Origin of the sequence: Pseudomonas sp. NFX224, from assembly GCF_048565165.1 — a bacterium.
Classification (GTDB): domain Bacteria; phylum Pseudomonadota; class Gammaproteobacteria; order Pseudomonadales; family Pseudomonadaceae; genus Aquipseudomonas.
In genome coordinates this window covers 378390-392271 of sequence record NZ_CP183416.1, presented here as the reverse complement: position 1 = coordinate 392271, position 13882 = coordinate 378390, and the positions used below count along the sequence as shown (strand labels likewise).

The window sequence follows — 13882 nt, the reverse complement described above, 5'->3', positions numbered from 1 at the left end:
AGCTGCTACAAGGAATGTGGTTATTTAGGGTACAGCGGCGGCAAGCCACTGTCGCCGACCGGGTCCTGGACGCGTTCGGCTATCGGGATCGTGCGGATTGCCCGCCACAGCTCTTCACCTTGCCAGTGCTGGCCGGTTTCGCTGTACAGCGCGCCGTTCAAGCCGTCGAGGGCGTCGGACAGCGGGACGAAGCGGGCGGCCATGTCGGCCAGGGTTTCCGGTTGTTGCCGGGCCCAGGCGTCGAGGGCCTGGCGCGTGGCGTGGGAGTCGTTGGCCTGGCAGGCGCGCTTGAGTTCGTCGAGCACGGTGCGCGGGCTCGGGCCGGTTTGCGCAGCGCGCAGGATTGCCGGTTGCCAGCGCGCTCGCCACCACAGGCCGAAGCCGAGCAGGGTGGTGCACGCCAGGATCAGCGTGCTGAGCTTCCAGCGCCAAAGCGTTTCGCTGTCGGCGGCGGCGTTGAGTTGTGAGGTGCCGGCCGGCGTGTCGACCATCAGGCTAGGGTTGGCCGCCACTTGCAGGGTTCTGGCGGGCAGGCTGCTGTGTTCCAGATGGTCTTCGAACGTGTTCCACCAGACCACTTCAACTGACGGCAGTTCGATCGAGCCGCTACGGGAAGGCACCAGCGCCTCGCGGTCTTCGCGACTGCCGACCAGGCCACGCTCGCTGTTCTGATTATCCAGCACCGGTTGATCCGGATAGCGGCGCAAGCCACTGGCTTCGGTGCCGGGCATCGGCGGTAGTTGCGTACTGGCGAGGCCCTCGGCCTGCACCGTCAGGCTGCGGGTCAGGGAATCACCGACCTGAACGTGTTCCGGCTCCGGATTCCAGGTCTCGCTGAGCGTCAGGCTGCGCGCCGGTAGCCAAGGCAGGTCAGCGGGGTAAGTGATGGGTTTGGGCTTGACCGTCAGCAGCAGTTCGCCAGAGCTGACACGCATCAGCTTGCCGGACTTCGGCGCCTGCGATGCGCTGCTCGGCGCGGGCTGTGCGTCCACCAACGCGGCATTGAAGATCTGCCCGGGAATGATCAGCTCGCCGCTGTGCTGCGGGTAGATGGCGTAGCGCATTTCGATTACGCCGTGCCGCACGCCATTGATGTCTTTCTCGTAGGTGCGCGAGTCGCCCAGTTGTTCGATGCGTGCGTCGGGGATTTGCAGCGGTGGCAGGCTGCTGTCGTCGTACAGCGACACTGAATGGTAGATGCGCAGGGTGAGGAGCGCCTGGGCCTGCACGTACACGCTGTTTTGATCGAGGCTCGCCTCGATGAACACCGGTGCCTGCTTGTGGGTGTTTTCCTGGGTCTCGCTCTCGATCACTTGCACGGTGATCGACTGGCTCTGGTTGTCACCCAGTTTCAGCGACGGGATCACCACGCTGCCGTTGTGCAGCGGCAGCAGAGTGACGATCCAGCGGGTGGTGGCGCGGTTGTCGCCATTCAGCGTATTCAGCTGGTTGACCTGACGGGTGCCGCGGACTTCGAACAGTGGCTCCAGCGGCGTCAGGTCAGGCTTGCCGAACTGCGTCACGTCGTTGGATTCCAGGGTCAGTTCGATCGTCTCGCCGGAGTTCAGACGCGTGCGGTCGACACTGGCGACCAGCTCCGCAGCGTGGACCTGGAAGGTGCACAACAATGTGGCGAACATGAAGGCGGTGAAGCGGGTCATCGAGTTTTTCCCTGATCCTGATGTTGTTGCTGTTCGTACCAGAATTTGCGTCGGAGCAATTCCCCCGGATCATCCGGAATCTGCCGCAGCCATTGCTCCAGCGCCTGCTGCTGTTCGCCTTCGATGCTGTCGCCGACCGGGCGCATGGGGGGCGTGGTGTGTTGTTCGTCACCCAGTTCGCTGCCCGGGACTTCATTGGCGCCAGGGCGTGGCGGTGTTGTCGACGGTTCGCCGGTTTCGTGGCCGGCCTGTTGGTCGGCGGTTTTCGGTTCGCCGGCAGTCGACGGTTGCGCCGCATCGCCCGGTGGTGGTTCCTGTTCAGAGGGCTTGGTGGTTTCGTCGGCGGTCTTGTCCGGTTCGGTAGCCGGTGGCGCAGTTTTCTGCTTGAGCAGATTTTCCACCAGTGCCTTGTTGGTCAATGCCGGGCGCAAGTCCGGTTGTCGTTCAAGTGCCTGTTCGTACGCATCCAACGCAGCCTCCAGCTCACCGCTCTTGGCCAGGGCGTTGCCACGATTGTAGTGGGCGTGGGCATCGTTGCCTTCGGCGAACCGCTGGGCGGCAGCGCTGTAATCGCCAGCCTCGTACAGGGCCACGCCTTGCCACTGATGATCTTCGAAGTGCTGCGCGGCCTCGGCCGGGCGATCCTGCTTGAGCAGGTGCAGGCCTTGTTGGTCGGGACGCAACCACAGGTCCTGGAATTCGAAGGCATAGCTCGGTTGTGGCAGCGCCAACAGCAGCGGCAGGCACAGCAACCAGCCGCGACGACCGGCGCATGCCGCCAGCAGCAATAGCGGCAATAGCAGCCAGTAACCCTGGTCGGCCCAGGTGTCGAGGCGCAGGGTCTGACCGTCGTTGCGCAGATGGCGCGGGCCGTCGAGCAGGCCGAGGCCACGCAGATCGCTGTCCGTCAGGCGCGCGTGGCGATAGCGTCCATCCAGATCATTGACGAAGGCTTTGAGGCCGGGCTCGTCCAGATGCGGCACCAGAATTGCGCCCTGTTCATCCTTGAGGAAGCTACCGTCCTCCTGAGTGATCGGCGAGCCTTCGGCGGTGCCGATGCCAAGCATCAGGAACTGGGTGGATTTGCCGCTCAGTGCGCGACGAATGCCCTGGCGTTCCTGATCCGTCAGCGACGAACCGATCAGCAGGATCCGGCCGTCGCCCAATGCCGCTTGCTCCAGCAGGGACAAGGCCTTGATCACTGCCAGATCGGCGCGATGGCCGGCTTCAGGCATCAGCGAAGGCTTGAGTGCATCCAGCAGATTTCGGCTGGTGGCCAGGTCGTCCGACAGCGGCACCAGCGTGTGGGCGCTGCCGGCATAGACCACGATGGCGGTTTGCGCATCGCTGCGAATCTGCAGCACGTCGAAGAGTTTGCGCCGGGCCTGTTCCAGCCGATTGGGCTGAACGTCGGTGGCGAGCATTTCCGGGGTCAGTTCCAGAATGACCACCAAGGGGTCGGCGGGCTTCTGGCTGATTTGCTCGACACGCTCCCAGCTCGGCCCCAGCAACGCGAGAATCGTCAGCAGCCACGCCACACCCAGCGCCACCCAAGGCAGTTTGCTGTCGCGGCCGCTGCCACCGCGCAGCAGCGTCGCATGAAAGGCCGGCGGCAGAATCATCTGCCAGCGTCCGGCGCGTTTCTGTCGATGCCAGAGTTGCCACAGCAACCAGCCCAGCAGCGGCAACAACAGCAGCCAAAAAGGGCGGAACCAGAAGGGCCAGAGCTCGCTCATCGGCGTCTCCGCAGACGCAGGCGCTTGAGGCGCTGGCGCCAGTCAGGCATTTGCGATTGCAAAAACAGATCCTTGGTAAACAGACGCTGCAACGGGTTGTCCGGCCAAAGCACGCGGGCAACCAGCAACATGCTGAGCAGTAACGCCGTTGCCAGTGGCCAGTGATACAACGCCTGGGCCGGACGGGCCTGGGTTGGTTGCTGGGTCACGGGTTCCAGTCGGTCGAGGGTGTCCTTGATCGTTTGCAGTTCCTTGCCGTCGCGAGCGCGGAAATACTGGCCGCCAGTGGCGTCGGCGATCGCCTGCAAGGCCGGTTCGTCGAGGTCCAGGCTCGGATTGATGCCAAGGAAACCCAGGGAGCCGGTTTGATCCGGATCGGCACCAATGCCGATCGGGTAGATTTTCACGCCTTCTTTGGCCGCCAGGCGCGCGGCGGTCAGCGGGTCGATTTCGCCAGCGTTGTTGGCACCGTCAGTCACCAGAATCAGCACCCGACTTTGCGCCGGGCGCTGTCGCAGGCGTTTGAGGCCCAGGCCAATCGCATCGCCAATGGCGGTGTTCTTGCCCGCGATGCCGATGCGCGCTTCATCGAGCCAGATGCGCACGGTGCGTCGGTCGAAAGTCAGCGGCGCTTGCAGGTAAGCCTGGCTGCCGAACAGGATCAAACCGACCCGATCACCTTCGCGGCTTTCGAGGAAATCACCGAGCAGATTCTGCACCAGCGCCAGGCGGCTGACGTCTTCGCCTTGCCACTGCATATCGGGGAAATCCATCGAGCCGGACACGTCCACCGCCACCAGCAGATCGCGACCACTGGCAGCGATCGGCAACGGTTCGCCGAGCCATTGCGGACGCGCGGCGGCGCTCAGCAGCATCAGCCACAACAGCAGGAACGGTGCCTGTTGGCGCCAGGCCGGCAGGTTGGCCCGGGCGCGGCGCCGGGCCAGGCCTTCGAGGTCGCTGAGGAAGCTGACTTTGAGCGCCGGTTCGCCACTGTCGGCCACCGGCAGCACGAGGCGCATCAGCCACGGCAACGGCAACAGGACGAAGATCCACGGCCAGGCGAACTCAAACATGTTTGCGAATCCAGGTTTCGACCGCTTGGGTCAGGCCGGCAATCGCCTTGTCGTCGAGTTTGCATTCGGGTTTGTAGGCGCCTTCGACCAGCACCATCCAGCGCGTCAGGCCGGCTGCCGGGCAGCGGTTGTCGAGGAAGGCCAGCCATTTGCGTCCGTTGAGGGTGTGGCTCTGGCTGTACGGGTAATGGTTGCGGCACAGGCGCTTGAGCAGGCCGTTGAGTTGCTGCAGCCAGGCGCCGGCGGGGGCGCCGTCGTAGGGCTTGGGCATCAGTGCGAGTTCTGCCAGCGCGGCAAGGCGCGCCGGGTCCAGTGGCTGTTCGGCTCGCACGATGCGGCGTTTCTGCGGGATGAAGCGCCGCAGTTTCCACAGGCCGAAGCCGATGACAGGGAGCAGTAACAGCAGCAACCACCAGCCTGGTGCTGGCGGCCAGAAGGCGATTGGAGGCGGGGAAATCAGCGGTTGTAATTGCTCGAGGCCGTTCATCGAGCTTTCCCCGGTTTCTGCGGGTTCAGGTAGTCGCGCAATTGCTCGACCATCTCGCTCTGGGTGCTCAGGGGAATCAGCAGCACCCGCAGCTTCTGTGCGAGCAATTCCCATCGGGCAACCCGAGCTTCAGCCTGGGCGCGATAAGTCTGGCGCAGGTCGTAATTGAGCGTGTCGAGTTCCAGTTGCGCTCCGCGCTCGGCGAAACGCAGCAGGCCGGCGGCGGGCAAGGCGTGATCGAGCGGGTCGGACAGCGGCAACAGCAAAAGGTCGCAATGCCGTGACAGCAGGCTCAACTGCTGCTCGGCACTTTCCGTGAGGGCGCGTTCGTCGCAGATCACAAACACCAGGCTGCCCGGACGCGATACCTCCCGGGCGCGACGCAGGGCAATACCGAAGGCGTCGCGGTCAGGCTCGCTTTCGCTGTGCAGCGACTGATTGACCCGCACCAGACGGTTGAGCAGTTGCAGCAGGCTTTGTTTGCTGCGCCGGGGTTTGATTTCGTAGTGCTCGTTGTCGCCGAACACCAGTCCGCCGACCCGATCGTTATGCCCGAGCGCGGCCCAGCCGATCAGGCTCGCGGCCTGGGCGGCCAGTACCGACTTGAACATCAGTCCTGAGCCGAAAAACAGCCGACGGCTTTGCTCGACCATGATGAAAATCGGTCGTTCACGTTCTTCATGGAACAGCTTGGTGTGCGGCTCCTGGGTCCGCGCGGTGACGCGCCAGTCAATGGTGCGCACGTCGTCGCCGGCCTGATAGACCCGCACCTGATCGAAATCCACGCCACGGCCACGCAGCTTGGAGTGGTGCAGGCCAATCAGCGGGCTGCGCTGGCTTGGCGTGGAAAACAGCTGCACTTCACGCACGCGGTGGCGCATCTCGATCAGCTCGGCGAGCGTGATGCGGATGCCCGGTTCGGGCGGCAGATTGGCGTTCATCGGACTCAAGCGACGGCTACGACGTCGAGAATCCGCTGGACCACCCGGTCCTGGTCGATGCCGGCGGCTTCGGCTTCAAAGGAAAGAATGATGCGATGGCGCAACACGTCGAACAGCACCGCTTGAATGTCTTCCGGGCTGACGAAGTCGCGCCCGGCGAGCCAGGCGTGGGCACGGGCGCAACGGTCGAGGGCGATGGAACCGCGAGGACTGGCGCCGTAGGCGATCCACTCGGCCATTTCCGGGTCGAACTTGGCCGGGGTGCGCGTGGCCATGACCAACTGCACCAGGTATTCCTCCACGGCGTCGGCCATGTACAAACCGAGGATTTCCTTGCGTGCGGCAAAAATCGCCTGCTGGCTGACCCGGCGCTCGGGCTTGGTCTCGCCGTTGAGTGCTTCGCCGCGAGCCTGTTGAAGGATGCGGCGTTCGACGGCCGAGTCGGGGAAACCGATTTTCACATGCATCAGGAATCGGTCGAGTTGGGCTTCGGGCAGCGGATAGGTGCCTTCCTGCTCGATAGGGTTTTGCGTCGCCATCACCAGAAACAGCGGCGACAACTCGTAGGTGCTACGCCCGACGCTGACCTGGCGCTCGGCCATGGCTTCGAGCAGCGCTGACTGAACCTTCGCCGGGGCGCGGTTGATTTCGTCCGCCAGCACCAAATTGTGGAAGATCGGCCCTTGCTGGAACACGAAACTGCCGGTTTCCGGACGATAGATTTCCGTGCCGGTGATGTCGGCGGGCAGCAGGTCGGGGGTGAACTGAATGCGATGGAACTGGGCTTCGATGCCTTCGGCGAGTTCTTTGATGGCCTTGGTCTTGGCCAGACCAGGAGCGCCCTCGACCAGCATGTGGCCGTCGGCAAGCAGGGCGATGAGCAAACGCTCGATGAGTTTTTCCTGGCCGAGAATCTGCGTTGAAAGAAAGGTTCGCAGCGCTAGCAGCGCTTCACGATGTTCCATCGATGACTGTTCCTGCAAAAGGGTGGCCAAGGGCGTGCGTAATACGCCAGGGCTGGGGGCGTTACTTTAATCCATCGCAGGGGGCGGCGACTAACGGCATTTTGTGCAAAGTGGGGGAAAGGGTCGGGAGATTGGTTGGATTTTTTGTTGAGCAACAGTCTTGAAGTGACCGCCAGGGCCTCATCGCTGGCAGACCAGCTCCCACAGGTATTGGCGGTGTACATGATATCTGTGCGACACATCGGTGACTGTGGGAGCTGGCTTGCCAGCGATGAGGCCCATCCAGACGCCATTAAACTTCGCTAATGAAGGTGCCAGTCCCATCGAGAATGTTCTTCAGGGTCTCTGCAACCTCATCCATATCCACCATGTCCGGGTTGAAGGTGATCTCCAGCACATCATCCCCATTCAATGCATCGGCATCCGCCGCCGCGATTTCGATCTTCAGCAGGGTGGCGCTCAGCGTGACCTTCACACCGTCGAGGGTCGAAGGCTCGCCATCCAGGGTGATTTCCAGCTCGTCTTCGTCCGGATAGCGGCTCATCAGGAACATCTCGCCCTTGTCGCTGTGGCAGCAGAGCATGGCCATGTTGTCTTCCTCGTCGTCGCACGGGTTGACGATCAAGAGGGCGGTGGTCATTTGCATGGGGGATTCCTGGCTCGACGAGCGTTGTAAAAGGCGAACAATGGGCGATTCTGCCAGCCCTCGCATATTTATGCTCGTCCGAGTATCAGTGGACGTGTTGTAAACGGCGTTAGTGTTGCTGGTCATTTCTGGTACGGATGTGCCGGAAATTCGGGCATAAAACGGCCAAAACACCATACGGCTGCTAGTGTTATCCGATGCGCCGCTGCCGCGCTGCGTACCGTTGACCGAATATGTCGCAGCACCGCAAGCACGGGCCTTGCCGCACTCGTTAAGCTGCGCAACGGATGAGTACCTGTAAAGACATTGCGCTGCACGCAGCCCAGTCGTTTTTGCAGATGCCCATTCACGGAAGGTGAATGTGACCCGAGTGTCTCGTCTAGCTTCACCCACCTGTCACCCTGTTTCCTCTGCCCGAGAATCAGGAACAGGGTGACGGCTAGCTTTGAAACGTAGCCCCGAAAGGGGTTTCGCGCGACGCTTCCATCAATAACAAGCCCAAGCGGAGTACCACAGATGGCGTTCTTCACCGCAGCCAGCAAAGCCGACTTCCAGCACCAACTGCAAGCGGCACTGGCGCAGCACATCAGTGAACAGGCACTGCCACAAGTGGCGCTGTTCGCTGAACAATTCTTCGGCATCATTTCCCTGGATGAACTGACCCAACGTCGGTTGTCCGACCTCGCTGGCTGTACCCTTTCTGCGTGGCGCCTGCTTGAGCGCTTCGATCACGCGCAACCGCAAGTGCGCGTCTACAACCCCGATTACGAACGCCACGGCTGGCAGTCGACCCACACCGCGGTCGAAGTGCTGCACCACGATCTGCCATTCCTGGTGGACTCGGTGCGCACCGAACTGAACCGTCGCGGCTACAGCATCCACACCCTGCAAACCACCGTGCTGAGCGTGCGTCGCGGCAGCAAGGGCGAGTTGCTGGAAATCCTGCCCAAAGGCACCCAGGGCGACGACGTGCTGCAAGAGTCGTTGATGTACCTGGAAATCGACCGTTGCGCCAACACCGCTGAACTGAACGTACTGACCAAAGAGCTGGAGCAAGTGCTCGCCGAAGTACGCGTCGCGGTGGGCGATTTCGAACCGATGAAAGCCAAGGTCCAGGAAATCCTGACCAACCTGGACAACAGCCGTTTCGCCGTCGATGCCGACGAGAAGAACGAAATCAAGAGCTTCCTGGAATGGCTGGTGGGCAACCACTTCACCTTCCTCGGCTACGAAGAGTTCGTGGTCAGCGATGAAGCCGATGGCGGGCACATCGCCTATGACAAGGATTCCTTCCTTGGCCTGACCAAACTGCTGCGCGCCGGCCTGACCTACGATGACCTGCGCATCGAAGACTACGCCGTGAACTACCTGCGCGAACCGACGCTGCTGTCGTTCGCCAAGGCCGCGCACCCAAGCCGTGTACATCGTCCGGCTTACCCGGATTACGTGTCGATCCGTGAAATCGATGCCGACGGCAAGGTCATCAAGGAATGCCGTTTCATGGGCCTGTACACCTCGTCGGTGTATGGCGAGAGCGTGCGGGTCATCCCGTACATCCGCCGCAAGGTCGCGGAAATCGAGCGCCGCTCCGGCTTCCAGGCCAAGGCTCACCTGGGCAAGGAACTGGCCCAGGTACTTGAAGTGCTGCCGCGCGACGATCTGTTCCAGACCCCGGTGGACGAGCTGTTCAGCACCGTGATGTCGATCGTGCAGATCCAGGAGCGCAACAAGATCCGCGTGTTCCTGCGCAAAGACCCGTACGGCCGTTTCTGCTACTGCCTGGCTTACGTGCCGCGTGACATCTACTCCACCGAAGTGCGCCAGAAGATCCAGCAAGTGCTGATGGATCGCCTGAAAGCCTCGGACTGCGAGTTCTGGACCTTCTTCTCCGAGTCCGTGCTGGCGCGCGTGCAGTTGATCCTGCGCGTAGACCCGAAAAACCGCATCGACATCGACCCGCAGCAGCTGGAAAAAGAAGTGGTGCAGGCCTGCCGCAGCTGGCAGGACGACTACTCGGCCCTGACTGTCGAAAGCTTCGGCGAAGCCAACGGCACCAACGTACTGGCGGACTTCCCGAAAGGCTTCCCGGCCGGTTATCGCGAGCGTTTCGCAGCGCATTCGGCCGTGGTCGACATGCAGCACCTGCTGAGCCTCAACGAAAAAAATCCACTGGTGATGAGCTTCTACCAGCCGTTGGGCCAGGTGTCCGGTCAGCGTGAGCTGCATTGCAAGCTGTACCACGCCGATACCCCGCTGGCACTGTCCGACGTACTGCCGATCCTGGAAAACCTCGGTCTGCGCGTGCTGGGTGAATTCCCGTATCGCCTGCGTCACAACAATGGCCGCGAGTTCTGGATTCACGACTTCGCGTTCACGGCTGCCGAAGGCCTGGACCTGGACATCCAGCAACTCAACGACACCCTGCAGGACGCGTTCGTCCACATCGTCCGTGGCGATGCCGAGAACGATGCGTTCAACCGCCTGGTACTGACCGCCGGCCTGCCATGGCGTGACGTTGCGCTGCTGCGTGCTTACGCCCGTTACCTGAAGCAGATCCGTCTGGGCTTCGACCTGGGTTACATCGCCAGCACCCTGAACAACCACACCGACATCGCTCGCGAGCTGACCCGGTTGTTCAAGACCCGCTTCTACCTGGCGCGCAAGCTGAGCAGCGACGATCTCGAGCAGCGTCTGGAACACGCGATCCTGACCGCGCTGGACGACGTTCAGGTGCTCAACGAAGACCGCATCCTGCGTCGCTACCTTGATCTGATCAAAGCGACCCTGCGGACCAACTTCTACCAGACCGACGCCAACGGCCAGAACAAGTCGTACTTCAGCTTCAAGTTCAACCCGCACTTGATCCCTGAACTGCCGAAGCCGGTGCCGAAGTTCGAAATCTTCGTGTACTCGCCGCGCGTCGAAGGCGTGCACCTGCGCTTCGGTAACGTGGCGCGTGGTGGTCTGCGCTGGTCCGACCGTGAAGAAGACTTCCGTACTGAAGTGTTGGGCCTGGTAAAAGCCCAGCAAGTGAAGAACTCGGTCATCGTGCCGGTGGGTGCGAAGGGCGGCTTCCTGCCGCGTCGCCTGCCACTGGGCGGCAGCCGTGACGAGATCGCGGCCGAGGGCATCGCCTGCTACCGCATCTTCATTTCGGGCCTGCTGGACATCACCGACAACCTGAAAGACGGCGCCCTGGTGCCGCCGGCCAACGTCGTGCGTCATGACGACGATGACCCGTACCTGGTGGTGGCGGCGGACAAGGGCACTGCAACCTTCTCCGACATCGCCAACGGCATTGCCATCGACTACGGTTTCTGGCTGGGTGACGCGTTCGCGTCCGGTGGTTCGGCCGGTTACGACCACAAGAAAATGGGCATCACCGCCAAGGGCGCGTGGGTCGGCGTACAGCGCCACTTCCGCGAGCGCGGCATCAATGTCCAGGAAGACAGCATCACCGTAGTAGGCGTCGGCGACATGGCCGGTGACGTGTTCGGTAACGGCTTGCTGATGTCCGACAAGCTGCAACTGGTCGCTGCGTTCAACCACCTGCACATCTTCATCGACCCGAACCCGAACCCGGCGACCAGCTTCGTCGAGCGTCAACGCATGTTCGACCTGCCACGTTCGGCATGGTCGGATTACGACACCAGCATCATGTCCGAAGGCGGCGGCATCTTCTCGCGCAGCGCGAAGAGCATCGCGATTTCCCCGCAGATGCAGGAACGCTTCGACATCAAGGCCGACAAACTGACCCCGACCGAACTGCTCAACGCCTTGCTCAAGGCGCCGGTGGACCTGTTGTGGAACGGCGGTATCGGTACTTACGTGAAAGCCAGCAGCGAAAGCCACGCCGATGTCGGCGACAAGGCCAACGATGCACTGCGTGTGAACGGCAACGAACTGCGCTGCAAAGTCGTGGGCGAGGGCGGTAACCTCGGCATGACCCAACTGGGTCGTGTGGAATTCGGCCTCAATGGCGGCGGTTCCAACACCGACTTCATCGACAACGCCGGTGGTGTGGACTGCTCCGACCACGAAGTGAACATCAAGATCCTGCTGAACGAAGTGGTTCAGGCCGGTGACATGACCGACAAGCAACGTAACCAGTTGCTGGCGAGCATGACCGACGAAGTCGGCAACCTGGTGCTGGGCAACAACTACAAGCAGACTCAGGCCCTGTCCCTGGCAGCCCGTCGCGCTTTGCCGCGGATTGCCGAATACAAGCGCCTGATGAACGATCTGGAAGGTCGCGGCAAGCTGGATCGCGCCATCGAGTTCCTGCCTGCCGAAGACGCACTCAACGAGCGCGTCGCCGAAGGTCATGGCCTGACCCGTGCCGAGCTGTCGGTGCTGATCTCCTACAGCAAGATCGACCTCAAGGAGCAGCTGCTGGGCTCCCTGGTGCCGGATGACGACTACCTGACCCGCGACATGGAAACCGCTTTCCCGCCGACCCTGGTGAGCAAGTTCTCCGCCGCCATGCGCCGTCACCGCCTGAAGCGCGAAATCGTCAGCACCCAGATCGCCAACGACCTGGTCAACCACATGGGCATCACCTTCGTTCAACGACTCAAAGAGTCGACCGGCATGAGCCCGGCGAACGTGGCCGGTGCTTACGTGATCGTGCGCGACATTTTCCACCTCCCGCATTGGTTCCGTCAGATCGAGAACCTGGACTACCAGGTTTCCGCCGACGTGCAGCTAGAGCTGATGGACGAGCTGATGCGTCTGGGCCGTCGCGCCACACGCTGGTTCCTGCGTGCCCGTCGCAACGAGCAGAACGCTGCCCGTGACGTCGCGCACTTCGGTCCGCACCTGAAAGAGTTGGGTCTCAAGCTCGACGAGTTGCTCAGTGGCGAGATCCGCGACACCTGGCAGACTCGTTATCAGGCGTATGTCGAAGCCGGTGTGCCGGAGTTGCTGGCGCGCATGGTGGCGGGTACTTCGCACCTGTACACCCTGCTGCCGATCATCGAGGCTTCCGACGTGACTGGCCAGGATCCGGCCGAAGTGGCCAAGGCCTACTTCGCCGTGGGCAGCGCGCTGGACATCACCTGGTACATGCAGCAGATCAGCGCTCTGCCGGTTGAAAACAACTGGCAGGCCCTGGCCCGTGAAGCGTTCCGTGATGATGTGGACTGGCAGCAACGAGCGATCACCATCTCGGTCCTGCAACAGGGCGACGGCACCCAGGACGTGGAAGCACGTTTGGCGCTGTGGATGGGGCAGCACGGCAGCATGATCGAGCGCTGGCGTGCCATGCTGGTGGAAATCCGTGCCGCCAGCGGCACTGACTACGCCATGTATGCAGTGGCCAACCGTGAGTTGCTGGACCTGGCGTTGAGCGGTCAAGCGGTAGTGCCTGCCGCTGTCGCCGCCGAGCTGGAACCGGCGGCCTGATCAGGCGTTGAATGAAAAAGCCCCGCATTGAGAGATGCGGGGTTTTTTTTGGTCTGTAGGTTTTGTGGTGGCTGGTCTGGCCGCATCGCGAGCAGGCTCGCTCCTACAGTGGACCGCATTTCAACTGTAGGAGCGAGCCTGCTCGCGATGGGGTCATTGATCTCAATACAACTTCTGGCCAGTTGTATTCTCAATCATCGACACATTACTTGTCGGACTCGTCAGTAAATTACTGAGCGACTGGTCAAACTTCTGCAGTGCCCTTACTTGCACATTCTGTTGTTCGTTAATGTCGGCAACGATCTCTTCGCTACGTTTGAAGTCCGCCCATACCGGGCTGAGTGCTTTGGCGTCATAACCTTGTGCCGTGGCGATGTAGTTCAAGTTGCTGTCATAAAAATCCGCGCTGACTTTGGACTCGACGTCTGAACTGCGTGAGGTGATCAACTGGCTGCGGCTGTCGATAATGGCGACGACATCCGGTTTCGCGGCTTTCAGGCTTTGCATGTCCGGGTACACCGTGACCGAACCGAATTGCCGTTGCAGCGAGGCCTTGACCCAGTCCACCGCAAGGTCGGGTTTGGAGGTGGCGACGTAGGCGTCATGAATGTCCTGCACCAGCAGGCTCTGGCCGAAGCCGGTGCCGGCATTGGCCTGGTAGTCCTGCAGATAAGCGCGGTTGGCCTGGGTGTTCTGGCTGTACACCACGCCCAGGGAAACATGGCTGCCGTTGGAGATGCGGGTCGCGTTGCTGCGGCCTACCGGTTCGGTGAAGATTCCGTCCAGCGAGGAAACCGCCGAAGGCGCCGTGGGTACCGAGCAGCCAGCCATCAGAGCAGCCAACGATAACGTACTGACAAGTGCAAGTTTCATTGTGTTTCTCCAGTGAAACAACATCAGTAGGGAAGTTGAAGTTGCCGGCAGTGGCCGGCAGTGAGTTTCAGACTAAACCGTGAAGAACGAAATG

The 13882-nt window shown here is 61.7% G+C and carries 9 protein-coding genes; 1 reads left to right on the top strand and 8 read right to left on the bottom strand.

The features are described from left to right. Window positions 1–20: 20 nt before the first annotated feature. The 7 genes from ACNYC6_RS01625 to ACNYC6_RS01595 form a co-directional block, all read right to left on the bottom strand. Complete coding sequence (locus ACNYC6_RS01625) at window positions 21–1661, bottom strand: BatD family protein (RefSeq protein ID WP_419710780.1); 1641 nt, start codon at window positions 1659–1661, stop codon at window positions 21–23. After that, window positions 1658–3397 (bottom strand): tetratricopeptide repeat protein, encoded by a 1740-nt coding sequence (locus ACNYC6_RS01620; protein ID WP_419710779.1) that lies wholly within the window; start codon window positions 3395–3397, stop codon window positions 1658–1660. Before ACNYC6_RS01620 ends, ACNYC6_RS01625 begins: the two co-directional genes overlap by 4 nt. Beyond that, entirely contained in the window at window positions 3394–4473 is a 1080-nt protein-coding gene (locus ACNYC6_RS01615) for a vWA domain-containing protein (RefSeq protein ID WP_419710778.1), read from the bottom strand. Before ACNYC6_RS01615 ends, ACNYC6_RS01620 begins: the two co-directional genes overlap by 4 nt. Further along, the gene (locus ACNYC6_RS01610; RefSeq protein WP_419710777.1) at window positions 4466–4960 is read right to left on the bottom strand and encodes a DUF4381 domain-containing protein; all 495 of its coding nucleotides are present in this window, start codon (window positions 4958–4960) and stop codon (window positions 4466–4468) included. Before ACNYC6_RS01610 ends, ACNYC6_RS01615 begins: the two co-directional genes overlap by 8 nt. Continuing rightward, window positions 4957–5901 carry a DUF58 domain-containing protein gene (locus ACNYC6_RS01605; RefSeq protein WP_419710776.1) on the bottom strand — a complete coding sequence of 315 codons (945 nt, stop codon included), beginning with the start codon at window positions 5899–5901 and terminating at the stop codon, window positions 4957–4959. The genes ACNYC6_RS01610 and ACNYC6_RS01605 overlap by 4 nt, the downstream gene beginning before the upstream one ends. 5 nt (window positions 5902–5906) lie before the next feature. After that, on the bottom strand, window positions 5907–6866 hold the full coding sequence (locus tag ACNYC6_RS01600) for an AAA family ATPase (RefSeq protein WP_419710775.1): 960 nt from the start codon (window positions 6864–6866) through the stop codon (window positions 5907–5909). A 292-nt stretch (window positions 6867–7158) separates the two neighbouring features. Beyond that, window positions 7159–7512 (bottom strand): hypothetical protein, encoded by a 354-nt coding sequence (locus tag ACNYC6_RS01595; RefSeq protein ID WP_419710774.1) that lies wholly within the window; start codon window positions 7510–7512, stop codon window positions 7159–7161. A gap of 516 nt (window positions 7513–8028) precedes the next feature. Between ACNYC6_RS01595 and ACNYC6_RS01590 the strand changes: the two genes are divergently transcribed. Beyond that, entirely contained in the window at window positions 8029–12915 is a 4887-nt protein-coding gene (locus ACNYC6_RS01590) for an NAD-glutamate dehydrogenase (RefSeq protein ID WP_419710773.1), read from the top strand. Between the two features lie 162 nt (window positions 12916–13077). Here ACNYC6_RS01590 and ACNYC6_RS01585 read toward each other — a convergent pair whose 3' ends face one another. Beyond that, window positions 13078–13788 carry an ATPase gene (locus ACNYC6_RS01585; RefSeq protein ID WP_419710772.1) on the bottom strand — a complete coding sequence of 237 codons (711 nt, stop codon included), beginning with the start codon at window positions 13786–13788 and terminating at the stop codon, window positions 13078–13080. Window positions 13789–13882: the final 94 nt, after the last annotated feature.

Excerpts from the sequence above, each read along its gene's own strand:
- ACNYC6_RS01620 (WP_419710779.1), bottom strand. The coding sequence starts at position 3,397 with ATGAGCGAGCTCTGGCCCTTCTGGTTCCGCCCTTTTTGGCTGCTGTTG.
- ACNYC6_RS01595 (WP_419710774.1), bottom strand. The coding sequence starts at position 7,512 with ATGCAAATGACCACCGCCCTCTTGATCGTCAACCCGTGCGACGACGAG.
- ACNYC6_RS01590 (WP_419710773.1), top strand. The coding sequence starts at position 8,029 with ATGGCGTTCTTCACCGCAGCCAGCAAAGCCGACTTCCAGCACCAACTG.
- ACNYC6_RS01585 (WP_419710772.1), bottom strand. The coding sequence starts at position 13,788 with ATGAAACTTGCACTTGTCAGTACGTTATCGTTGGCTGCTCTGATGGCT.
- ACNYC6_RS01600 (WP_419710775.1), bottom strand. The coding sequence starts at position 6,866 with ATGGAACATCGTGAAGCGCTGCTAGCGCTGCGAACCTTTCTTTCAACG.
- ACNYC6_RS01615 (WP_419710778.1), bottom strand. The coding sequence starts at position 4,473 with ATGTTTGAGTTCGCCTGGCCGTGGATCTTCGTCCTGTTGCCGTTGCCG.
- ACNYC6_RS01625 (WP_419710780.1), bottom strand. The coding sequence starts at position 1,661 with ATGACCCGCTTCACCGCCTTCATGTTCGCCACATTGTTGTGCACCTTC.
- ACNYC6_RS01605 (WP_419710776.1), bottom strand. The coding sequence starts at position 5,901 with ATGAACGCCAATCTGCCGCCCGAACCGGGCATCCGCATCACGCTCGCC.
- ACNYC6_RS01610 (WP_419710777.1), bottom strand. The coding sequence starts at position 4,960 with ATGAACGGCCTCGAGCAATTACAACCGCTGATTTCCCCGCCTCCAATC.